The organism is Bacillus sp. FJAT-29814 (assembly GCF_001510715.1).
In the GTDB taxonomy this organism is placed as follows: domain Bacteria; phylum Bacillota; class Bacilli; order Bacillales; family Cytobacillaceae; genus Neobacillus.
Map to the genome: position 1 here is coordinate 55596 of NZ_LMTJ01000011.1, position 23880 is coordinate 79475.

21 protein-coding genes are annotated in these 23880 nt (G+C 34.4%); 3 read left to right on the plus strand and 18 right to left on the minus strand.

Going from position 1 to position 23880, the window contains the following annotated elements; translation table 11 throughout:
* Positions 1-55: 55 nt before the first annotated feature.
* Together AR334_RS25055 and AR334_RS30695 are read right to left on the minus strand one after the other, a co-directional pair.
* The gene (locus AR334_RS25055; RefSeq protein WP_066320492.1) at positions 56-769 is read right to left on the minus strand and encodes a hypothetical protein; all 714 of its coding nucleotides are present in this window, start codon (positions 767-769) and stop codon (positions 56-58) included.
* Positions 770-785: 16 nt separating this feature from the next.
* Positions 786-920: a hypothetical protein gene (locus tag AR334_RS30695; protein ID WP_301337182.1), complete on the minus strand. Its 135-nt coding sequence runs from the start codon at positions 918-920 to the stop codon at positions 786-788.
* 337 nt (positions 921-1257) lie between these two features.
* Here AR334_RS30695 and AR334_RS29180 point away from each other — a divergent pair, with 337 nt between their 5' ends.
* Positions 1258-1713: a tyrosine-type recombinase/integrase gene (locus AR334_RS29180; protein WP_253701364.1), complete on the plus strand. Its 456-nt coding sequence runs from the start codon at positions 1258-1260 to the stop codon at positions 1711-1713.
* Between the two features lie 371 nt (positions 1714-2084).
* On the opposite strand, the gene AR334_RS25065 is transcribed toward AR334_RS29180, so the two are convergent.
* The 9 genes from AR334_RS25065 to AR334_RS25105 form a co-directional block, all read right to left on the minus strand.
* The gene (locus AR334_RS25065) at positions 2085-2972 is read right to left on the minus strand and encodes a hypothetical protein (RefSeq protein ID WP_066320495.1); all 888 of its coding nucleotides are present in this window, start codon (positions 2970-2972) and stop codon (positions 2085-2087) included.
* A 25-nt stretch (positions 2973-2997) separates the two neighbouring features.
* Positions 2998-3342 (minus strand): hypothetical protein, encoded by a 345-nt coding sequence (locus tag AR334_RS25070; protein ID WP_066320498.1) that lies wholly within the window; start codon positions 3340-3342, stop codon positions 2998-3000.
* A gap of 17 nt (positions 3343-3359) precedes the next feature.
* Positions 3360-4367 carry a hypothetical protein gene (locus AR334_RS25075; RefSeq protein WP_066320501.1) on the minus strand — a complete coding sequence of 336 codons (1008 nt, stop codon included), beginning with the start codon at positions 4365-4367 and terminating at the stop codon, positions 3360-3362.
* Positions 4368-4369: 2 nt separating this feature from the next.
* Positions 4370-5350, minus strand: a complete 981-nt coding sequence (locus AR334_RS25080) for a PD-(D/E)XK nuclease family protein (RefSeq protein ID WP_082693110.1) — start codon at positions 5348-5350, stop codon at positions 4370-4372.
* Between the two features lie 13 nt (positions 5351-5363).
* Entirely contained in the window at positions 5364-5774 is a 411-nt protein-coding gene (locus tag AR334_RS25085) for a DUF6508 domain-containing protein (protein WP_066320503.1), read from the minus strand.
* A gap of 14 nt (positions 5775-5788) precedes the next feature.
* On the minus strand, positions 5789-6199 hold the full coding sequence (locus AR334_RS25090) for a hypothetical protein (protein ID WP_066320505.1): 411 nt from the start codon (positions 6197-6199) through the stop codon (positions 5789-5791).
* A 660-nt stretch (positions 6200-6859) separates the two neighbouring features.
* The gene (locus AR334_RS25095; protein ID WP_066320507.1) at positions 6860-8134 is read right to left on the minus strand and encodes a hypothetical protein; all 1275 of its coding nucleotides are present in this window, start codon (positions 8132-8134) and stop codon (positions 6860-6862) included.
* Positions 8135-8193: 59 nt separating this feature from the next.
* Positions 8194-8382 (minus strand): hypothetical protein, encoded by a 189-nt coding sequence (locus AR334_RS25100; RefSeq protein ID WP_066320509.1) that lies wholly within the window; start codon positions 8380-8382, stop codon positions 8194-8196.
* Positions 8383-8769: 387 nt separating this feature from the next.
* A complete protein-coding gene (locus tag AR334_RS25105; protein ID WP_066320513.1) occupies positions 8770-10476 on the minus strand; it encodes a DUF6119 family protein in 1707 nt (568 codons plus the stop codon).
* A gap of 599 nt (positions 10477-11075) precedes the next feature.
* On the opposite strand from AR334_RS25105, the gene AR334_RS25110 reads away from it, so the two are divergent.
* Positions 11076-13148, plus strand: a complete 2073-nt coding sequence (locus AR334_RS25110; RefSeq protein WP_066320514.1) for a RecQ family ATP-dependent DNA helicase — start codon at positions 11076-11078, stop codon at positions 13146-13148.
* Positions 13145-14401, plus strand: a complete 1257-nt coding sequence (locus tag AR334_RS25115; RefSeq protein WP_066320525.1) for a DNA-processing protein DprA — start codon at positions 13145-13147, stop codon at positions 14399-14401. Before AR334_RS25110 ends, AR334_RS25115 begins: the two co-directional genes overlap by 4 nt.
* 302 nt (positions 14402-14703) lie before the next feature.
* Here AR334_RS25115 and AR334_RS30185 read toward each other — a convergent pair whose 3' ends face one another.
* The 7 genes from AR334_RS30185 to AR334_RS25150 form a co-directional block, all read right to left on the minus strand.
* Positions 14704-14961, minus strand: coding sequence for a hypothetical protein (locus AR334_RS30185; protein WP_066320529.1), 258 nt, complete (start codon positions 14959-14961; stop codon positions 14704-14706).
* Between the two features lie 81 nt (positions 14962-15042).
* Positions 15043-15723, minus strand: a complete 681-nt coding sequence (locus AR334_RS25125; protein ID WP_066320535.1) for an endonuclease NucS domain-containing protein — start codon at positions 15721-15723, stop codon at positions 15043-15045.
* A gap of 104 nt (positions 15724-15827) precedes the next feature.
* Entirely contained in the window at positions 15828-17309 is a 1482-nt protein-coding gene (locus AR334_RS25130) for a hypothetical protein (RefSeq protein WP_066320538.1), read from the minus strand.
* 84 nt (positions 17310-17393) lie between these two features.
* Complete coding sequence (locus tag AR334_RS25135; RefSeq protein ID WP_066320540.1) at positions 17394-20732, minus strand: DEAD/DEAH box helicase family protein; 3339 nt, start codon at positions 20730-20732, stop codon at positions 17394-17396.
* A 17-nt stretch (positions 20733-20749) separates the two neighbouring features.
* Positions 20750-21970: a restriction endonuclease subunit S gene (locus AR334_RS25140; protein WP_066320541.1), complete on the minus strand. Its 1221-nt coding sequence runs from the start codon at positions 21968-21970 to the stop codon at positions 20750-20752.
* On the minus strand, positions 21960-23435 hold the full coding sequence (locus AR334_RS25145) for a class I SAM-dependent DNA methyltransferase (protein ID WP_066320543.1): 1476 nt from the start codon (positions 23433-23435) through the stop codon (positions 21960-21962). The genes AR334_RS25140 and AR334_RS25145 overlap by 11 nt, the downstream gene beginning before the upstream one ends.
* Before the next feature lie 133 nt (positions 23436-23568).
* Entirely contained in the window at positions 23569-23868 is a 300-nt protein-coding gene (locus tag AR334_RS25150; RefSeq protein WP_066320546.1) for a hypothetical protein, read from the minus strand.
* Positions 23869-23880: the final 12 nt, after the last annotated feature.

Below are 23880 nucleotides of genomic sequence, written 5' to 3' on the forward strand. Positions count from 1 at the left end.
GTTTCCTTGTTTAACCCTGTCCTATTAATTTTGCTTTGTTACTATATTAATAGATTCATTGATCATTCATATTAAAAATAACAAAGTCAATGATATATAAAGGCGATAAGTCCATTTGATTTGCAATAGTATTTATGTATGGAGCCGATTCTCCCTCTTGAAGAAACTTCTGAAGCCCGAACACATAAGCATGATATCTTTCAAATGTCTTTCGTGTTGTATTAAATAGTTGTTTGCATACTTTAGTATCAAAAATTGGGAATAAATTTGGACACATAAAATGAAGAAGTTTAGTGGTGGATGAAAGCTGGGTGTCCAAATTTGGTTCTTGATGTAATAAAAAACCTGAAGGCTGTAAAAATTCCCTAATTGAAGTGTCATAATATCCTTTATATGATGGGAAAATAGTTTCCCCATGATATTTATACCCATGGTATGATGTAGTACCGATTGTTTCTAATTCTGCATCGTAATAAATAGATTCTAATTCGGTCAATATATTAAGTGTTTCTTGTAAAAAATTTTGTTCTAACTTAAAGGATTTTAGAGGGATTTTGGGAAGCCATGAATATATGCATGCTACTCGTTCAGCCCAAGCATCAATACTTGAATTTCCCCTTGTTTCATCGAATTTTCCAATAAACGGTTTGTAAGATACTTTATACCAATAGGGAGAGTTATCGAATCTGCTAATTTGAGCTTTAATTACTTTTCGAGTCATTAATTCATCTAATTTGAAAAAAACCTGGTCTTTCAAAAGTTGCTTCATTCAACATCACCGTTTTCTATAAAATATAATCTCTAATTTCTTTCCCGACTTCATCCTCCCATTTAAACCAATTTTCCTTCTCTTCATCCCATACCTCTAATCCGAACATATTGGGATATAACTCTTTTACCCGCTCCAGCTCTGAAATCAAATATGCAAGGCTACTCTTGCAGTCTTTAAGCCCTCAATAGGATATCTACGAAACTCTCTTTCACCATTAATACCTTTTTCACTTACCCAAATTCTCACTTTTGACTCCATAACCTTTCAGCCTATTTCTATGACATTTTAAAAAATTCGATACTTTATAACCATTATATTACAATTGCTACACTTTAGAGGAAGGGAGAAGGAAATATTTGTCGAAGTAATAGTTCCCGCCCATCATATTCGCCTATATGCCTTCCCCCGCTATTCTCTTCCGCTTATAATCGTTGATGTATCGTGCTTTATCCTTATTTACACAAACGTTTGATTGACTTTTTCTGTTGTTAATCAAACGTTTGATCAATAAAAAAAGAACGAGGATTGGCGTACCAGCGGTACTCTTCCCGATTCTTGATTTGACCCGATATTGCCTCCCGTTCTTCCCTTCAAGTACAGATGAAGTCATCGAGCAATTAGGAGATGCTTACCATAACAAAGATTTTATCTTTGCCAAAATGGAACGGCATTTTGGTTATCCTATTGTGATTAAAAACGTACGAGGTCGAATGAAAAGGCTACTTAGAATAGCCGGTCTAAACGAAGCTTTAACACCGCATAGTTTAAGACACACTCACACGTCACTTCTTGCCGAGGCAGGTGTCTCACCTGAACAAATCATGGACCGCCTTGGTCATACCGATGATCAAATTACCAAAAATGTGTACCTCCACGTCACGCAAGAGATGAAAAAAGAAGCCTCTCAAAAGTTCGCTGAACTCATGAGAAGCCTCCGTTAATTTCCTCTATGTTAGCAAACCACTCTCATCTTACTTAAAAATCCAGTCATACCAAGGGTTTGAGGGGGCTATTACATCATGCCGCCCGTAAGCTTTGAGAGTGTAATATCGTTAACGACATGTGCAAGAAACGCGGTAAATCAGCGTTTTAGATATTACTTACTGTACATCTTTAACGGTGATTTACCGTTTTTTATGGGATGGCGTTAGCAAAATGTTAGCAATTAAAAACAGAAATCATCACCAATGTCCACACACTCCACATGGCTCGAGAGGACAGAAAGAATGTCATTTGAGTTTGTCCGTTCTCGGAAACAAATCCACTGCGTTTTGTTAGTTATCGGTAGACGGGAACATATCAACGTTAAACCTTATTTGTTATGCAATTCACGGTCGCTCAGCCAATCTTGGAATACCGGATAGTCTTTGATTTTGTCTGCCTTATTTTTTAGGTTCTCAACGATTTTTCCCATTTGTTTTTCACTTATGGAATTCGAGGCAGACTGAGTTGTTTTTAGGATGTTCATGAATTCGTTTCCGACTACACTGGTTATTAGCTGGTCTTTTGCTTCTATACTGCCAATACCGTTTAGAATTTGTGTTCTTTCCCATTTTTCCCGGTTGCCTTTTTTATAGAGGGTAATGAGTACGATACCCATCATATTCGTGATAGTTCCATATGTGCCATCATCCTCGAAGCAAAAGGTATAGCTGATTATGCCCCTGTGGAATGTTCCATGTGGTCTTAACTCAGCCATCTCAGTATTACCTGTGATTTCCCTTATCTCATCAAAGAAAAATATGTGATGCTCGATGGCTTCGATATCGTTTCGGCTGTTAAGTAAGTAGTCTTTCATAATCTTTTCACAAGATATTAAGTGTTCCAAGGCATCAATGCCGACCACATGGTTTTCTACGAAGTCGATCAGATCTAAGTAAAGGCTTCTCCAGCTCAAGGATGTGAGGAAATAAAAAAGCTTGCTGTCATAATCAAATTTCGTCTTTTCCTTTTTTATATATGGATGAAAGAGAGTGTTTGCAAAGTACGTCTCTTTTTCACTGAATAAATCCTCGCAGCTCCCGCAGAGCATATAATGCTTTTCGCTATCCTGGGCAGGGATATTCGGATTTTCAGAATTCCTGATGTTACCTGCGGCGGTTTTTTTAAGCGTCCGCATAACCATTTTTGGAACGATGTGGCTCAACTCCAAGTTAGTCTCTGCACCACATAGAGCACACTTTTTAAATTTATACTTCACATCATCACCACCTTAAACAAAGTAATCAAATACTCTTATTAATAGCGTCAAACAATTTAGCTGGTGATAATTTGCTTAGCTCCCTGTTGTCAGCTAATGCACGTTTAGCTTTGTTGTGTATAAAAACATCAGCATCATGTTCTTCGAAACCTTTTTCTAGAATCATGTATTTATACAATTCTCTACATGGGTACAACATGAACTTTTCATGACGAAACGCATTAGTTGCTTCCTCTCTATCTGCATCACATACCTTCATCAATACCCGCAGGATTTCTTCATCCTTAACTTTTGCTTCATACAAAGCAGCCGTTACAAGTTTTATTTCATTGCTTCTAGCTCGGCGTTCTTCCAATGACCCCAAATACATATTCATTCCTCCCGTATTTAACCCCATGTCTTAGACTTAAGAAGTTCAGCAATTTCCGGTGTTTCAGGTAACTGCTCGGTCTCAAGAATCTGGGACAAATCAAAAACTCGTGTACCCATTGGTGCTCTAGGTGTTATCTTCTTAAAGTCTGTTTCATAGAATTTATCAACAAAGAAATATCTATTTGCAGACAGCACATATCCATAATTTCTCCCATCTTCAATGGCCTTGCAGATTTGCTGCTTCCTATCGTCTGAAAGTTCTCCAAGTTCAGCTTTATACTCAATGCCATCTTCCGTAGTAACTGCTGTAATGATTGCAGAGATTTTTCCAACAGCCCTCACACTTTTTTCTTTATACAGCCCAAGATAGTCATGTGCACTAAATCCACGTTCAATATTGTCATAGTAAAGATTTTCACTAACATTAAAATTAAATGTGGTACCTGCCAGTTGGACTCTCATACGCTTCCACGAATCTGAAACAATAATTAACTTGTCGTTATAGCAGTAATTCAGGTAATCGTCCAGAACCTCTTGCATTTCATAATCTCTGTCATCAATAACATCTCGTATCGCATCAATGATCTCTTCGAAGGTAGTATTAACGTGCATTACCGGATATGTCTGTGTGGCGTTATATGCCTTCAAATGCTCTTCGAACTCTATTTTCTTTTCTGATTTCATCAACTCAGGTGCTAAAGTTATCATAACTTTATATTTTTCATCACTGAAAGACTTCAAATGGCGCAGCAACTGATCTGTATAAAACCAGTCAGACATTTTCGTCTCAACAACAATTTTGAAGCTCTCCTGTGTGATAGTAGCATCCGGAATACTTTCGACACTTTTTTCCTGTAAATTAAAAACTATCTCTGGTTCAAAGGAGTCAGAAAAGAACTCGGATTTCAAAAAGCGAAAGAACTTATCTGAAGAATATGAATAAAGCCGAGACAATAGCAACATCGTATTTGCTGTAGAAACATTTTCTTTCTCATGGTATCTCTGGAAATAATGAATCTTCATAACTATTTATCTCCTCTTTTTTTCTTTCCGTAGTTCTTTGGGAAGTAATCCTTCCCAAGTAGCCAAACATACTGGTCAATTTGCTTCAGGTTATATTTATCCAAGCCATAAAAGGCACGGAAATCAATCAGTATACCTTTGAATTTAATATAGGCCTTCAAATCGTCATCTTGGAAATCCGAGAAACTATCACGATTCCTAAAATAGCGAAGCACCTCATCGACGTAGCTGTCATAAATCGGATAATCAAGTGGATTGTGATGGCTACAATACTTTGTGGCAAAAGAGTAAAAATTCTTCTCTGCATCACCGATAGTTACATACTGGATATCTCGAACTAGGGTAACATCACCAGCTTTAAGTCTTGAATCAATATCCAGAGCACATATGCGCTTAGCCACCGGATAGATTGAGAAAATATTCGTACTATAAAAGTCGTTAAGCGTTGATGCCTTCAAAAGAACATCGATAATGTCAGTATTCTTCGGGCATAGCTCAAAGAACAGTTTATTAAGTGCATCCTCCTGCAGGTGGTAGTTCTCAAGGCCGTCCCACTTTGTAAGATACATCTCAACCTGCTCGATTGATGGATTAGGAACATCAACGTCCATTTTCTTCTTACGAGTATTTGTACGATTAGCAGCATTTTCCTGCATGAGCGTTGATGGTTCGGCAGCTCCATCAGAAGCTAAGAATAAACGGAACCTTCTTAGATGAGACAAGTAACTATTAACAAGTGTTTTAACATTACCGGTCGAGTTCTCAGAAAGAGCCTTTATTAATAAGTTCTTCGCCTCATTCTCGAAATCAGTGGCAGTCACTGCATTCCAGAACAGGTCTTTGCTCCCTTTTCTCCAAAGGTAGAAGGTGTCTGTGTAAGCAGTATTTATTGTTAGTTTTGAAATGTTCTGGCTATGTAAGAATCCTCTGTATAAAGAACGCAGCCCATCATATGATAAAGCTTTCATTTTGTTTATATCCAAAGTCGAACCCCCTTTACTCAATGCTGTTTAATCTTTCAAGCCACTTCAACATGCATCCATTCTTAAAGAAATCTAATAATGCACCATCGCAAAAGCGCTCAGCTCTAACAGCACCCATAATAAGCGAAAGCACACACTGTGCATTCAAATTTGAAACGTCAGCATTCTTCATAGATTCTGTACCCCATTCAAGGCCGTTATCCTTGAGAATATCTCCATAGCGGGTAAGTTCCATATCTTTATTACTTTCTTCAAAGGTGTAAACATCATTGATGAATTTATGTACCATTTCGGAATAACTCACAAAAGGCATATGAATTGGATACTCCGGTGTCCCATCGTTCTCTTTATCAACAACCCATTCACCAATGCTATCCGCCTGGATTATAGGTATGTATTTTGTCAAAATATCGTATTTACTCATCCTCATCCTCCTCCTCAGTATTCAGGATCACTGTCAGACATCGGTAAGATGCGTATAGAATCAACAGTTAAATACGGAAAAAAAACCTGTAAATAGAAAGGATTAATCCATACCTTTTCATTTCCGTGAAGATTTTTCCATGCACGATTATTTCGAGTTGCATCATTAGCTAAATATGTAAACTTATCTTTTAACTTAGAATTATTAAAAATAAAATAATCTCTACCGTTTTGTCCACTAAACATACTTGTCATTGCATAGTTGTAAGATTCATATTTTTGTATTCCAGAATCTTTCTTTGGAATAATTTCTCCAATTTCAGCAATTGTAAACTTTTTTCTAAAATTATTAACATTCACACATACTCTCGATAAAAGTAGATTAAAAAGTTTATCCGCATCTGCATTGCCTTTTAGTTTTTGCATAATATTTCCCTTCCCAATTTTAAAACTCAGCTCATATACAAATTTTACCACAACTTAAATTGTAGAAAAGAAAAAAAGAGACATCCCAAAAGTTTAGTTAACTAATGAAAAGCCTCTTTAATTTAGATTTTGTTAGCATTTTGTTTGTAAGTTTCTTTAAAACCCTTATATACCAAGGGATTCAGCAGTTATCACATCAAGCCGCCCGTAAGCTTTGAGTGTGTATTATCGTTAACGAGAGGTGCAAAAATTGCGGTAAATCAACGTTTTGGATATTGTTGACTGTAACATCTTTAACGGGGATTTACCGTTTTTTATGGGATTGCGTTAGCAAAATGTTATCAAAATTAAATAGATAATCTGTTGGCGTTGTTCACACACTCCACATGGCTTGAATGGTGATCGCAGACATATTGGTGTAGTAGTGTTTACCTTTTTGAAGTACCCACTGTCCTTTATCTGAGATGACTACTTTAAAAGAAAAAGACAAACTTCCCTACCCTTTAAACATTTTGGATTACGCTTTACCGAAGTACCTGTCATTTTGAATACACAGCTGGTGATTGATACATTTGAGATTGATTGACGAGAAAGCAGCCTAACAAAAAAGCCAACAAGATAATCTTGAAGGCTTAAACAGCGTATTCATAAATCATTTTTCTACTCATCTTCAATTGGCACAAATACTCGTTGTTTGTTATTTTGGGTAGGAATATACAGAATTTCTGTTTCTTTATATGGTAGTTCAACGACTTCATCAATAATATTATCAATTCCATCGCTCTCCTTGTTTTGTTTCATACCTTTTTTTACTGTGCTCAAGTTTTTGTTTTCTAACAAAACTTTTTCTTTTGCTTTATTAACATCGCTTTTAGATTTAAAAGCAATACCTGTCTTGATGACAATTTCAGGTAGAATGCCCCAACCATTAAAAATATGAATATCAGTTAATTTATCTAATGATTTTTCAAATTTTTTCTTTTTATCAACCAATTCGTTACTACTCCACCGCTGTCTCATTGAATAGATTTTCTCAACTTCTATGTCAATATTATGATAAAAACTATTAGCATAATTTTGTTTTAATTGCCTTGTTAGTCCATTAATAATTTCTATTTGACCACCAATCTTCATTCTCGTTCCAATCTCAATTAGTTCTGCAAACATAGATAATTTATTAGCCTCAAAAGCAATGGTCATTGTGAAATTAATATCCCTAAGTTTCTTTTCCTCAACTTTTGAATCAATTTCCAAGTTCAATTCCCTTTCTTGTCTTTTCAACCGATACGTATATTCTTCATGAATTTCATCTGCAGTTTTTTTATAGTTCCTAATAGCAGATAAATCAGTAGTATCAACAATTTCTCTATTTGCAATTTCAGACAAACCCTTTCTTGCTGCAATCAAACGCCCAATGTTTGTATCATGATGAATATTTAAAAGTTCTTCTAATTTTGCATCCATATCTGTAATTTGAGCATTAATTTTATGCAAATAATATGTCCCTGAAACAGCTGACATCACTTGCATTCCTGCTGAAAGAATAATTGCTGGATTCACTGAAGCACTTAAACCAACGTCAGCAAAACCAGCGTGCTCGACTAAACGTCCCGACGCGTCTCGCACCATTGTTGATGTAGTTCCATTTGCAAATTTAGACAAGTTGGCGGGACTTGCAGTTGCAGTAAACAAGCCATTAGGTGCTTGTTTTGCAATTTGAGCTAAAGTCAATCCTTGATTAGCAACTTGCAATGCCGTCTGTGAAACGTTACCCGTCATCAATGACAAGTCTGATACAAAGACCTCCTTGTATTTTTTCTTTGTTTCCAATTTATCATCAGTTACTTTTTCCAAAGAAAGCTCACCGCCTATAGGGTTAGAGACAACAATTACTTCGATTTCATTTGAGTTATATATCATTTTATCTTCAGACATTTAAACTATCTCCTCGGTCTTTTCATTAGATATATTATACACGGAAATCAATAGACATTTTATGGAAAATGCAAATAAGCGACACTTCTGCGTTTAAGCACAGCTAAATCCTTATCTATACTTGGTGCAAGTTTTTCGACCAAAGTATCATCAAGGACGACTTTAATATCCGAAGTCTGTTGCTTTTTTAGTTGCCTGCAGAATTTTTGTGAAGGACTGGTTTTCTGTCCCAGTTTCGATAACTTCATGACACCTTTTCCTTTAAAAGGTAGGACAAGGTACTTGTCCCCTCGTACCCTCTAGGCATAAACCAAATATCGGAACTAATTATTCTAAGAAGTTAGGGAAATAGTTATTAATCGCCAGTGTAAGACCCACCAATATAATAAAATAGTCTTTCGACAGTAAATTGTTAATTCCTTCCTAAGACAAACTCTAAATGAAAATAAAAGAAGACCATTAATAAAAAAATGGGCTTCTGAAATTCTATTTAATTTGATTTTTTTACTTATTGTACACTTCCCCGGAAAATACTAAAAGGTTCTTAACAACCAAGCCTAACTTAATCATTTATTACCAGATTTGGGTTTATGTAGAACACAGTATGCTAGTGAGTTTATTGGTAATAAATATGCCTATTTTACATAATTAATCCGAATAACTGGCCTATAACCCAAAAGCCTTACCTCTTTTTTCCACTGATCAATTTTATTTTTTAAAATTAGCATATCTAGATGATTTATATCTGGCTTACCCGCAATTAATGGTAGTTTAGTTCTTCTGTCAAGAATAATCCATAACCCAATATCTTTGATTTCCAGTTCATTATCAGACATTTTGTGTCTATATATTTTTAATGTCTGTATGGATTGGTCAACTACATAACTCAGCTTTCCAGATGAATTTCCAATCTTTACAGCAAAGATTGTTCCATCCTTATACAGGTCCATTTCTTCTACCGTGGCGGTACCGACTCTTGTAAAATCACGATCATAATTTGTAAAACCAAACTTCTCCTGCAAATTTATATTGTAGTACTTTTCACTATAGTATTTATTTTTCAGTTTTTTCTTTATTTCTTTCTCCGTTAAACCCTGGTATATTTCTTCACCTTTTTCCAAAGTAAATTTATTATCAATAAATTTTTTGTGCTTATCTTTGTCAAAATCATACTCCGGGTCGTAAATGGTCTCAATCTCATTAATTGAATCTGCCAAGTAATTCAGATAATCATCATTAAATTTAAACCACTGGCCTTTCGATAAAAGACACCTTTCTTCATCATCAGTATAATCAATTAAATCCTTTATTTTATCTGTTCTTACTGAATCTCCATTTTGGAAACTGACTACCTTAATATCAAGGATATTTTCATTTAAATTAAACTCGTTTTCATCAGCAAATTTTTGAAGTTCTTCTTGGGTAAGCGATTCAATCATTTTTTGTTTATTTTTAAAAGAAATTCTATAAGTACTATCATTATGATTGAATGTTTCATTGGTCCCAATTATGTCAATTTCAGAAAAGTTAACTATATAGATTTCTTCCTTGATTGCCTCTTGAAGTTTTTTATTAAGTTTATCAATTAAATCATCCTCAACTACTTTACTGAAAACAGGTATTTTAACTTGATCCGGACGATTTAACATCACATCTTCAATAAACATTATTAAATTCACAATATTTTCTGAGGAGTTTTGTCCAATGTTAAATTTAATAGAATTACCAACCTCAATACTTTCTTTAAATATTGAAAAGTTTTCAGCAAGTTCTACTTTTGCTTTAATTTTAGTAAATGACTCACCACTATCAAATTCAAAGTTATTGTAGTTAACATAAGTATTTATTGATTTGTTCTTTTGGGAATTAGGTGTCGTCAACGCTGTTGTTTTAACTTCTTTGTACTTTAATTTTCGCGCAAAATTAAAGGCAAAGTTTCTATCGCAATATTTATCAACTAAAAAATATGCAAAACCAAAGGTAACACAATAAAAGTCATCCATATGCCGGACTGATAAAACTGCTTTTGGATTTGGTATTGTAGTTTTTATTTCTTGATTAAATTCATTGAGTAACCAATTCCAACTAATTTCTTTTTGTTCTTGAGGTGAAGATATGTATAAAGTTAAGTTAAAAATTTCTTTAACAATTTCAGATCCTCCCGTTTTGTGACCTACGCCTTCACTAATATCCAATGTTTCTTCATTTAACTCATCCGGATTATTGTCTGTCATTTCCCTTTCAATCCGAATTGTCCCTATTTCATCGAGTTTTTCTGAAAGCTCTCGTACAAGGTCAACCCGTTTATTTTCTGCAATCTTGTAAATATTAACCTGGCCCATTATTCTTCCCCCAATAGTACAAGCCTTCAATATTAACATATTATAACAAACTAACCCAAATTTTTACAAAAAAATTATGTAAAAAGACAAAATATTTAATTCCAAGTACTCTTAATTAAATGTTGCATCATATTTGTTAAAAGGTTGTATTAACGATAGAGTTAAATCTCGAATGGGTCAGAGCTGCAACACTGCAAAAACGCCCTCGGTTCCGATGGAGTGAAGTGGAGAAAAACATAACGTAACCTGCCAGTCAGATGTAACAATTCATATTCATTGATGAAAAGGCAACTTCCATTTTTATTTAGAAAAGTGATATAACGGAATTCACTCTTTATAAAACGGAAAGAAGCCGCTAAATGTTCGACTTCTTCTTTTGTTAAACGGGTGCCCGTTCCGTATTTCCTCTGCTGCCGTTTCGAATTCCTCCATACCGCTCCCAAAGTCGCTTGCCTTGAAACTAAAAAAAGGCTAATTTTATCCACATGTACGTATGATCAAATAAAGTTTAGAGTAATATTCTTCCAATATTGCTGTAAAAAAGGGTCAAAAATGGTAGTATTTACTCATTGTATGATAATTTTTGAGGGGGAAGCAACATGCAAACAACAGCCTTAAACTTATTAAGGACTATGGTTGGTAATCATGCTTCATTTAAAGAGGGCCAATGGGAAGCTATTAACTCCGTAATTCAAAGAGAAAAAACACTAGTAGTACAAAAAACCGGTTGGGGAAAAAGCATGGTTTATTTTATTGCAACAAAACTGCTAAGAAGCCAAGGAGCTGGTCCCTCCATCTTAATTAGTCCTTTACTATCACTAATGAGAAATCAAATTGAATCGGCAAAAGGAATTGGTATTAATGCTGTTACAATTAATAGCAATAATGAACAAGATTGGGTCGAAATTAACCAGGAGTTATTTAATAATAGGATAGATATACTAATAATTTCTCCTGAAAGACTATCGAATAAGTTCTTCCGAGAAAACACTCTGCCAATAATAGATAATAATGGTGGAATAGGCTGTTTTGTTGTTGATGAAGCACATTGTATATCAGATTGGGGACATGATTTTAGGCCAGATTACAGAAGGATTATTAGAATAGTGAAGAGCTTAAGTCATCTGAACGTTCCGATTTTGGCAACAACAGCAACAGCTAATGATAGAGTTGTATCGGATATTAGAGAACAAATTGGGAAAGATATGAAAATACTACGTGGTCGATTAGATAGAGAATCCTTGAGATTATCCCGACTATTGATTCCGGATTACTCTCAACGGCTAGCTTGGTTAGCTCAAAACCTTCCTATGCTTACCGGTACTGGTATCGTTTATTGTAATACCATTGCTGAGTGCGAGCGAGTGGCTAAGTGGTTAGTCAGTAATGGTATTAATGTTAAGCCATATCATAGTAGAGCCGGGGATAGGGAAGCTTTAGAAAAGCTCCTTTTGAACAACAATGTAAAAGCCCTTATTGCAACCGATGCATTAGGTATGGGTTTTGATAAACCTGATTTAGGTTTTGTTATTCATTATCAAGGACCTAGGTCACTTGTCTCTTACTATCAGCAAATCGGAAGGGCGGGACGATCTATTAGCAACGCTGAGATAATTCTAATTTATGATGAAGAGGATAATACACTCCATGAAGAGTTCATAAAGAGTGGATTACCTGAACAAAGAATTTTGGAAGATATTCTTAATATCATAAGTAATTCCAGTGGCTTAACAGTTAATAATATTTTGGCGAGTGTTAACTATTCTAATTCACAAGTAAAACAATGTATAACACTATTAGAAATAGATGAATTAATTTTTAAAAACGGTTCCAAATATTATAGATCACTAAATCCTGTCCAAAACAAATTGTTAAAAGGTGAGTTAACAAAACAAATTAAAATGAATGAATTGCTAAAAGTCACTGATTATGCCATGACAAATGAATGTCTCATGAAATTTATTTCCCACGAGCTTAATGATAGCTTTTTAAATGATTGTGGTAAGTGTGAAAATTGCCAACAAAGAAAAATATATTCTGATCAAGTAAATGAAGATCTTTTAAGGCTTGCAAACGATTTTCTTTATAATCAACCTATGATTATTACACCAAGAGAAGTTTGGCCAGCAAATGGGGTCGGGGGCGAGCGTGGAAGAATACCTACTGCTGAACGAACCCTGGAAGGTAGAGCCCTTTGTTTGTATGGTGCAGCAGGCTTGGGAAATATCGTTAAAGAAAATCGTTATGTAAAGGGAAACTTTGAAGATAAATTAGTCAATTATGCCGTGGATTTTATCAAAAACAATTGGCATATGCAAAATCCGCCAGTATGGGTTACTGCAGTGCCCTCACTTAGAAATCCAAATCTAGTTCCTGATTTTGCAAAAAGAGTTGCTCAACAATTAAACTTGCCCTATTATTCGTTAATAGCAAAAGTTAAAGATACCAAAGAACAAAAATACATGAGGAATTCCTTTCAACAAGCAGGAAATATTATAGACGCTTTTACCATTACCACCCCTTGTCCACCTGGCACCGTTCTACTTATAGATGATATAATGAATTCAGGTTGGACTTTTACTATTTGCGGAGTCCTATTAAAAAGGGCGGGAAGTGGAGATGTTATTCCATTTGCACTTTCTGCGACACCAGCAAGAGGAGAATCTGAATGAACAAACATATAACTGAGGATAGTTATGCTATATTGTTACTCTGTTCAGCACTTGGTCTGAAAGGTGAAAATACATCCAACAAAAGTCATGAGAAATATAAACCCTTTTCTCAGAAGGAATGGTTAAATTTAACACAAAGAATAATAAAATCGGGATTAGAGAGACCTTCTGCATTATTTAAATTAACTGCTGGCGAAATAAGGGATTATCTATATCTGCCAGAAGAGACTGCTAATCGCATTTCTTATTTACTGAACCGTACAACCAGCTTAACTATGGAACTCGAGAAGCTCAGTAATATGGGGATTTGGGTAACCACACGGGCGGAATCTAATTATCCAACCAAATATAAAAAAAGATTAAAGGCCGATTCTCCAACAATTTTGTACGGTTCTGGGGATATTAGTTTAGTTGGAACAGATGGAATTGGGATTGTAGGTTCAAGGGATGTTGATGAACCAGGACAGATTTTCACTTCAAAATTAGCTAAAAAGTGTGCGGAGGAAAACCTGACTGTTATTTCCGGTGGATCCAGAGGCGTTGACATGATTGCACAGGAAACAGCTCTTCAATCACATGGAAAAGTTATTGCTGTTTTGTCCGATAGTCTTTCTAAAACTATTCAGAATAGAGAGATTAGAGATGCTGTAATAAGTGGGAATTTACTGTTATTATCCGCATTTCACCCTAACTCAAGGTTTACATCTTACAATGCCTTAGGACGTAATAAGCACATTTACGGACTGTCAAAGTACACTTTAATTTCTTCATCTGACTTTAATAAAGGTGGCACTTGGAAAGGCGCTATTGAAAATTTGAAGTCTGGGTGGGTTCCAGCTTTTGTTAGAACTGGAGACGCTGTTCCAGTGGGCAATCAAGAGTTAATTAAACGTGGGGTTATTGCAATCACCGAGAGTGAATTGACGAGTGAGAATGTTTCATTGGAACACATTTTAAAAAACAAACTTAGTGCTACAGAAGATAATACAATTAACAACTTATCTAAACTTACAAGTAAAGATATATTTTTTACAGTTTGGCCAATAATTGAGGAATCGCTAGTAAAACCCAAAACAGAGAAGGAATTAGCCGAGCTATATCAGGTTGAACAAAACCAAATGAACATATGGTTAAAAAAGGCAGTTAGTCTAAAAAAAATTAAATACTTAAACGACACTCACTTTATTTCATCTGTTTTTTATAACAAGGAAGATGAAGCGACTCAGTTGGACATCTTTAATATTGATAGATAAATTTTTTTCTTTAGGGCGCTCCAAAAGCGTCCTTTTTTATAACGATTAACTGCCGGTATACAGGGTTGACTTATTATTCTGTATTTAACTATTATATTCCTCTATCTACGAAAATATCGATTACCAATTACTGACTTTTCCATAAGCAAACTATTCGTTTTTCACCTATCTTTTTTAAACTCACAATTTATACCAACCATTCTTTCAAATTCCAATTTTCCTAATGATAATATATATATCCTGTAGAAAATTTGAGGCAGGTTAAGAAAGAAGCAATCCTTCTCTAGGATAATCTCTTTATTTTACTTATCAATATCAAGGCCAAAGAACTCAGATACTTTATCAATGGTGTATTGGCTTCTCAATTTGTAAGCACTATTCTGGTTAGCCTTCAAGCCCTTTATCCAATAAGCATCTTCCTTTGGGACAGTCTTAACCCATTCTACTTTAACAATATATTCGCATTTTTCAGGATCATCAACATCATGAAGCATATTAGGAGCTTTTACACTCAAATCAGCAACCTTTCCGATTCCAACATAACCGCTCTTAGGGATCATACAAAAGATTCTAGCACCAACAAATAGTCGCTTTAAAGTCTTGCTATACCAGTTCCCACCGCCAGCAGCAATAAAACCATACTAAACCGCGTCTTCCCAATTTCTTGAATTATTCTCCTCAAAATTAACTACAAAATCTTGTTTGTTCCATTTTTCTTTTTTATTATCCACTTTTGGATTACTTGATTTTTCATCAACTATATTCGGATCCAGTAACCAACTTCTCGTAATAAATTGTTGTCCCTCTTCTTCAAAATACCTAAAAAACACAGCATTAATTGGAACATCAAAATTATTAGATAAATAGTTGATTATTCTTTCTGTCTCACTATCTAATTGAGCCGATACAATCATTATTTGGTGGGTATCATTTATTTTATCAGGTAAACCGCTCTCAAATTTCTCAGCAAATGCCTCTTCTAATGGAGCATTATTTTTTTCTTCAAATATATTTAATATTTGATCATATGAAAGATTTTGTACCCAAGAGGCATAATCTATTGCTTGAGCTACCACATCTCTAGGTGTCCTACTTTTCTTCAACTCTATTATAACCAGGTTACCGTCCTGATTTATTGCAAGCATATCAATAAACTTACCGTAGTCCGTTTGTATTTGTCTTCCTACTAATAATAAGTCTTCTGACAGTATAGTGATATCCTTTGCCAAAATATCTTCTAATTTTTTCTCTGACTCAATAGGTGAAAATGAAACCTTTTTTATACCGCTGTTTACTTTCCATATCCCAACTTCAATGGGCATACTTACACCTCATTTAAAAGATTATTTTAACCCGACATATAACTCATATTTTTCAACAATTCAATTTTTCTTTTTTCGAAGTAATAAGAGTTCTCAAAGTAGCTTTATCTTGAACTATGTTTTGGCCAGTTAAAATCCTTTTTATAATACTTCCTTTTATGCTTTGCTAAGTCATGCTCCCACTCTGATATAGCGTAACTGAATTTTTCTACTCCATCCTTCTGCCCTTTTCTTAATTTAATGTTACCAGCGATTGTGTACGCTACCTTTTTTAACCCAATTTCAGGAACTGTACGTTGTAATACCTTCCACCTTTGCTCCCTGGTGGTTCCTGTTATTTGATATCCTCTTTTCCGTAATTCACTTTTCTCGTTTAACCCAATAGCGTCATTTGAATCATCAGCATTGCCAATTACCTCTGTCGAAGGCCACTTGAACCATTCACTTTTACTTTCAATACTCTCTTTAGGACTGTTTTTCTTGTCTTCTTTTACATGTATATAACCAGGTTGATTTTTTTCTATGATTGTTCTTAATACTTGTCTGTTGACATATATTTCTTCTCTCTTGGGATGACTTAAAGCTTCCACTTGGATTATTTCTTTTATTTTTATCATTTCTTTATTTTCATAGACTGCTAAATTAATTATTATCTCTTGGTTTATATCACTTAGGTTATCCCCGGGAGGAAGATTATACGATACTAGTCTTTCTACTTCAGTTGTCACTTGCTTTGCTTTTATTTTTTTTAGTATATGCTCTATAATAATTACTTTTTCAATAATAGAATAACCATTAATCTTTTTAAAACGATTAACAAGGAGTAACAGTTTATCTTTATCCATACTACCTGTTTCCGATAAAACTTTCGTAACATAACGATAGAATTTTATAGCCCAACGATTACTCTTTATTAATCTATTATATTTTGTTACTTGATTTTGAATAGCTTCGTCCATATCTAATATAAAACCATACCAAAGTAATTTTTCTAAAGTTTTTTCATTAACTTGTTCGTCAAGTTTTTCCCAATCAACTCTCATATCCAAAAAGAGTTGCATCAACTCTTTCTTATTGTCAAAAACTAGATATGTATGAAGAAGCTCTATAGTTAATTTTAAATTAAGGCATTCGTAAATGTTTCCTTCCAGCTCATCTATTCTTCGCCCAACCACTAAATCAATGTTAAACTTCCCCAAACTCCCTTCACAATAGTTTAGTAGTTTTAGAACATCGTAATAAACCTTATCTCTTAATGAATGCTTGAACTGAATTAATATTAGATCACACAGTTGATGAACAATTGTAGCATTGTTTGTTAAAAAAAGTTTAGTATGAATTCTTATTTTATGTAAATTTTCAGTAAGCAATAAAGCTAGTTTTCCATTTTCTGTTCTATGGATATATTCTAATAATCTTTTTACCGTATCAAAGAATTCTCTTGAGTTACTATAATCAATCCCTATACTCTTAAGATAGACAAGGACTGTCATAAAGTCATTTTCACTATTTATTGGCTCAAATTCCTCACCGTATTTCACCTTTAATTTCTCTACAGCTAAAGTAGAGAACACAACATTATCCAATTGACATCCCTCACTTCCTTAGTTGAAATAAAAGGCAACTTAAGAAATCTTAAGTGCCTTCAAATGTAGTTAGCAAATTTAATTTTATGCCCCAGCAATCTCTTCCGAATTTCGATTAATCTCGTCAATAACCCCAATAATCCTACGGGCATCATCCATATTGTCCTTAAACAGCTCAACAATACTTCCGACAGACTTAAATGGATCTTGTTGTAGAACTTTCTTATCCATAACACCGTTCTTCACTACGTAATCCACAATGAGTTTTACAAATTTACTTTGTTGTAAATTTAATCGCTCTTCTGAAAGAAATTCAGAAAATGCTTCATTTGCTGCTTGTGGGTCTAATCCAACAATCTGTCTCACAAGTTTTGTAACATGAGTATCACCAAAGTCCTTTTCGTAATCTTCTTTAGTACCTAATTCATTCCAAAGGATCGTTTCCAGAGTCCGTAAATCTTGTTCAGTCAGCTGCTTATTGTTTCTAAGCTTATGGATAGCTAATTGATCACGATGTTCTTTTAAATAATGATGTACTTTCTTTTTATAATTTTGTAAATCATTCGTATGGAAAATTGGACCGTTTTCTTTTACCTCTAGTATTTGATCTTTGAAATTTGTGAAGTAAATCTTTTGCTTTTCTTTTTCAATAAATTTGATAAGGTCACGAAGAGCTTCACGCACATTCTCTAGTTCAAAGATGTCAGCACTTTCCCAGAACTCTTCAGTTAAAACTTTATCAATTACAGGCTTTTGTGCAACTACTTGTGGTATTGTTCCCAATTTAGATAAAGCTTCTGCTGTTGTTACAACGCTGCGTATTGGCTTAGTAGCATTTTTTGTTTGTAGTTTAGCTAATTCAATCGTGTACATGACTAAATCAAACCGTTTAGCAAATTCGTCATCATTAAATGGCACGATGATTGGAGAGATATGCTCTTTAATTTCATTTACATTCATTACCGTTAATGAGTTCCAATTAGCTTTATTTTTATATTTATGCACATGTTGTATATGCTGGCGGACACGGAAGTTTTCATCATCCAATCCATTTATATCTGCAAAAACATCATTAATAAGTTCGTTACGATGTGAAATATAGTCCTCTGTTTGATATTCCATACCTTGAAGCTCTTTAATGATTTCCACCTTTGAAATAAATAGTTTTTCCGTTAGTCCTTCCGTATGTTTACCTTCCATTCCTTTTGGGTTTTCTCTAAAGAATTCAAAGTTACCACAATAATCAAATATCAAGAAGTGTGTTTTGTCCTTCCCTATACCCAATAAGTCAGGACATAATCGAGTTCCACGCCCAATCATTTGCCAGAACTTCGATTTAGATCGCACCTTTTTAAAGAAAACTAAATTCACGACTTCTGGAATATCGACACCTGTATCTAGCATATCAACGGATACAGCAATTTGTGGCATCTTTTCTCTAGTTGAAAAGTCTTCAATTAATGTTTGGTAGTAATTAACGCTATAGTCGATAACCTTAGCAAATTCACCACCATACTCAGGGAAAAGAATATCAAATCGCTCGACAATTTTAACCGCATGCTGATGGTTTTTAGCAAATATAATCGTTTTACCGAGCTTATCGCCGCCCTCAACGTGAATTCCTTTTTCCATTATATTCTTGAGAACGGTATCAATTGTATCTGCATTAAATAACCACTCGTTCAATGCGCCACTATCGATATCCTCTCCAACTTCATCCTCAAACGTTTCCTCATATATTTCTTTTTCTTCATCAGTTAAATCATCATAACGAATCCCTTCTTCAAGGAACTTCATTTTTGTTTCAATTGTCCTGTAATCAACGAGGTAGCCATCTTCTACTGCCTTTTCCAATTCATAAGCATAAGTTGGTGTACCACTTTCCAAGTTAAATACTTCATAAGTATTTTTATCTATTTCGTCTTTTGGTGTAGCAGTAAGTCCAAGCAGGATACCATCAAAATAGTTGAAAATCGAGCGATATTTCTTGTAAATACTACGGTGCGATTCATCAATAATAATTAAATCAAAATGACCAATCGTGAAAAGTTTTTTTCCATCTTTGCGTTTCGTATCATCAATCGCATTCATCATCGTCGGATACGTAGAAAAAACCATCCGACTTTCTTCAGGATTATCTTTGTTATCTAACAGATTACATAAAGATAAGCTTGGTAGAAGATTATTAAAGTTTTTCTTTGCTTGCAGTAGCAGTGTTTTACGGTCTGCCAGAAACAAAACGTTTTTGATCCAATTATGACGAGAGAGAACATCTACAATCGAGATAGAGACTCTTGTTTTTCCACTACCAGTTGCCATAACTAATAACATCTTCCGTTGGTTGTTTTCTAAAGCATCACATACTGCTAGAATAGATTCTTTTTGATAATAGCGATTCGTAATATCATCGTTAATACTGATGTTTTTAAGCTCACGTTTCATTGTACGACGGTCGATAACTAGTTTTAAATCGGCTTTATTATAGAAGCCCGATACTCTTCTTGGTGGATATGGTTGATGCCAAATATAAGTTTCAAAGCCGTTTGTATAAAAAACAACGGGACGTTGGCCATGCATTTGTTCAATACAATCTGCATATAGTTTCGCTTGCTGCTTACCGGCATTAGGATCTTTTGATGTACGTTTTGCTTCAACGACAGCAATAGGTTTTCCATTATCCCCAAAAAGTACATAATCTACAAAGCCAATACCTTGATTATTAGGCATTCCTGTTACTTCGTATTCTCTAATCACATCTTTACCAAATTCCCATCCAGCCAGTTTTAAATCAAGATCAATATACTTCTGTCTAGTATCAAATTCGTTTAATTCATCAACTTGGAAGTCATAATGATCTATATTTGATTCACGTTTAGCTGTATTTGCCTTACGCAGCTCCTCGTTTTCCTTCATCATTTCTTCTAAACGTCGGTCTTTAGAGCTTAATTGCTCGTATAAATCTTGTAATTCTTTCGGTCGAACCCGTTTTTCTTTACCCTCCTGAAGTAATGACTCGTTAAATTCTTTTGCGGTGTATTCATCCGAATAGCAGTAATCAATCCAGGCTACAAACTGATGAAGGTTGTGTAAAGAAAGAATCGCTTCATCACGACTAATATTTGCATTAGAATGGACGGAAACATTTCCAAGTTTAACGATGTACTTTAACAAAGGAAGTAATTCTTCATCTATAATGGCTAAAAAATTTGAATCGTGTATTAAACTAGATAAATTCTCTTGATAAGGCACTTTTAATTCACTGTCTGAACTATAAAGCCATTTTACTGCAAGTTCAAGAGCGCGACGTGACAAAATTGCACACGTCGCAGGACTCACAATTAGAGCTTTTTCTGCTTCTAAACATGAATCAGCAAAACTTTTATATTGAGTTTGTTCTTTAAGAAAGCCAAAATTAGTGGTCAAGAATATCCCTCCTTTATTTAGACATTCGGAAGTTTTTCTTGGGTGAATAGTTCTCCTTTGAAGGCACGTTGCATTAAGGCATTATAATTTCTTTCAATTTCAATTAGTGACTTCTCCATATGATTTTTTTGTATATCAATTCTGTTGAAAATCTCAGTAAATTTCTTTTGAATATCAATAGGAGGAACAGGAATATTTATTCTCCTAAATTTCTCCATGGAAATATTTAACATAGAACCACTTGTTCCTGTTGCATTCTTAGAGAACTCATTTCTAATAAAATTATGACTGATAATAGCTTTAAAATATTCAGTACTAACAATATCCTTGTTTACTATAATTTCCCATAATTTATCTGGTAGTATTAAATCTGGATAATCTTCTTTAATAATTGCAGATGCACCTACTAGTTCTCTTGTATTTGCTCGACTAAATAGAATACTTCCCTTACTAGGGTGTATTGCCTTTTTTATTTCTACATTTTTATCTATAACTTTGTATTCATTAGGGTCGAATTCCCCTCTAGTTACTGCACTAATTTTTAGAACTGCTATTTCATTTGGTTTTTTATCTCTTTCATCTCCACCTACACTCCAACCAGAAACAACAGAATCTACAACTTCACTTATTTTTTTTATTTCCCAGTTCATTGAATTTGAAGGAATGTCACCAAACATCTCCAAAAACACACTTTCCTTTAATTGGTCTATTGCTTCGATTTGGGCTTTGCGTTTGTCGATTAAATTTAGAGCTAACATTAATATTTTTGAAATTCTTTGTTGTGTAGGTACATCAGGTAATGGTAACTTAATGTTTTTTACATAACCCTGGCTAATATGTTTTTGCGCTCCACCGTAACTATCAAATAATATTTTTTTTCTAATACTAATTAAAAAGAAATATAAATATTCTGGAACAAATTTTTCATTTGGAATAATTCCAGTTACTGACTGATTAGCTGTAGCTTCAAATTCTAATAATCCCACTTTTCCTGTAGTAGCACCAGTAAGTGCTATTACTACTGTCTTCTTAGGCATTAGTTTGGCAGAACTATTTTTCAATCCGGACTCTGTAATAAATTTATCAGCACTATATATTTTTCTATCTTGACATGCTCCAGAAGGTAACCAAGGAATTGTGCCATTTTTCCAATACTCATTAACTTTCGTGCTTGGAGTGCCTCCAGTCACTACTTCGGCAAAATCACTAATTTTAATTAATCTCCAATTATTTTTCATCCTTATCAAGTCCTAACAAGTTTTCAATTTCATGTAATCCCAAGATAATATCATTTTCTAGGGATTTAATTTCACCTATAATTATCTGCGGCTTCTCATACTCTACTTCCTCATATTCAATCTCTTTGTATTTGTTAATAGACAGATCATAGTCATTTTCACGTAACTCATCCACTGATACAAAGAAAGATTGTTCTGTTCGTTTTCTATCTTTTTCTGTTTGTAAATCATTAAACCGGGCAATGATATCAGGAATATCATTTTGTTCAATAGGACTTCGTTTATCATCAAGCGAATAGCCATCTGCTTCCATATCATAAAACCATACTTTATCTGTACCACCCGCTCCTGTTTTTGTAAAAATCATTATTGCTGTCGATACTCCAGCATAAGGCTTAAATACACCACTTGGCATTGAAATAATAGCTTCTAATTTATGAGTATCAATAATCTCTTTTCGGATCTGTTTATGTGCATTTGTGCTACCGAATAGAACACCATCTGGAACAATCACAGCCGCACGACCACCAGCTTTTAGAATACGAATAAAAAGAGCTAGGAAGAGTAATTCGGTTTTCTTAGTTTTTGTTATCTTTAATAACTCGTTTGAAACTCCTTCTTCATCAAGTGAACCTTTGAATGGAGGGTTTGCAAGTACAAGGGTATATTGGTCTTTATCTTTATTCACTTCTGCAAGAGAATCACGGTAGTCGATATTAGGATTATCAATGCCATGTAGCATCATGTTCATTGCACCGATACGCAACATCGTTCTGTCCATATCATTTCCGTAAAACATTGTGTTGTTAAAGTGCTCTTTTAAGCCTTGCACTAAAAACAAATCACTATGATTTTTACGTAAATAATCTGCCGCCGATACAAGAAAACCTGCTGACCCCATTGCCGGATCAATAATAACATCTTCAGGAGTAGGTTTCATGAGTTCCACCATCATATCGATAATATGGCGTGGTGTACGAAACTGCCCATTTGTCCCAGAAGTTGCTACTTTTGATAGCAGGTACTCGTATAAATCTCCTTTTGTATCACGATCTTTCATTGGGATGTTATCAATTCCATCAATAATCTTAGAAAGCATATTTGCAGTAGGAATCATAAACATTGCATCATTCATATATTTTGAGTACGCGGAATCTTCTTTACCATGTAAATTCTTTATAAAAGGAAATACCTCTTTGGATACAACTTCATACATTTCTTCAGCTGACCCAAGTTGTTTAAACTGGCTCCAGCGCAAATGCTGCTTATCTTTGGGAAACAAGCCTTGATGTTCCATTCCAAGAAACTCGGCTTCCTTTTCTTTCGTTGTTTCTGTTTCATCTAGTCCTTTTATAAATAATAGATAAGTAAATTGTTCTATAACTGTTAATGGGTTTGTAATACCGCCTGTCCAAAACGTTTCCCATATTTTATCTACTTTATTTCTAATTTCACCTGTTATCATCCTGTTACCTCCTTGATTTTTCCAACTATTATTATATCACTATCTAGAATTTCCTTATAGTAGTTGGTTGGCAGTAAAAGGTTCTTTACAGCTCTTACCACCAACCACTAATTTTTAGCTTGGTACATCCAACTTAATACATAAAATTATTTTTGACCATGTATTCCTCTTCTTTTTCAAGAACATTCTGCACAACCTCTGGTGACAGTCCAGTTTTCTTAACGACAAAATCTAGTAATTCATTTACATCAACAAAGTTATCACTTTCATGGAGGTCAATATTATGAGGGGCATCTGCCACTAACCCCTTCTCGTTTAAAAAGTCTAGTTCACTATCCAATACCCTCTCTACAATTTCATTAGAAACACTTATCTCTTTAACGATATAATCAATTACAAGTTCCATTTCCATTACTAACTCATTGTCTGACAAAAGAATACCCCC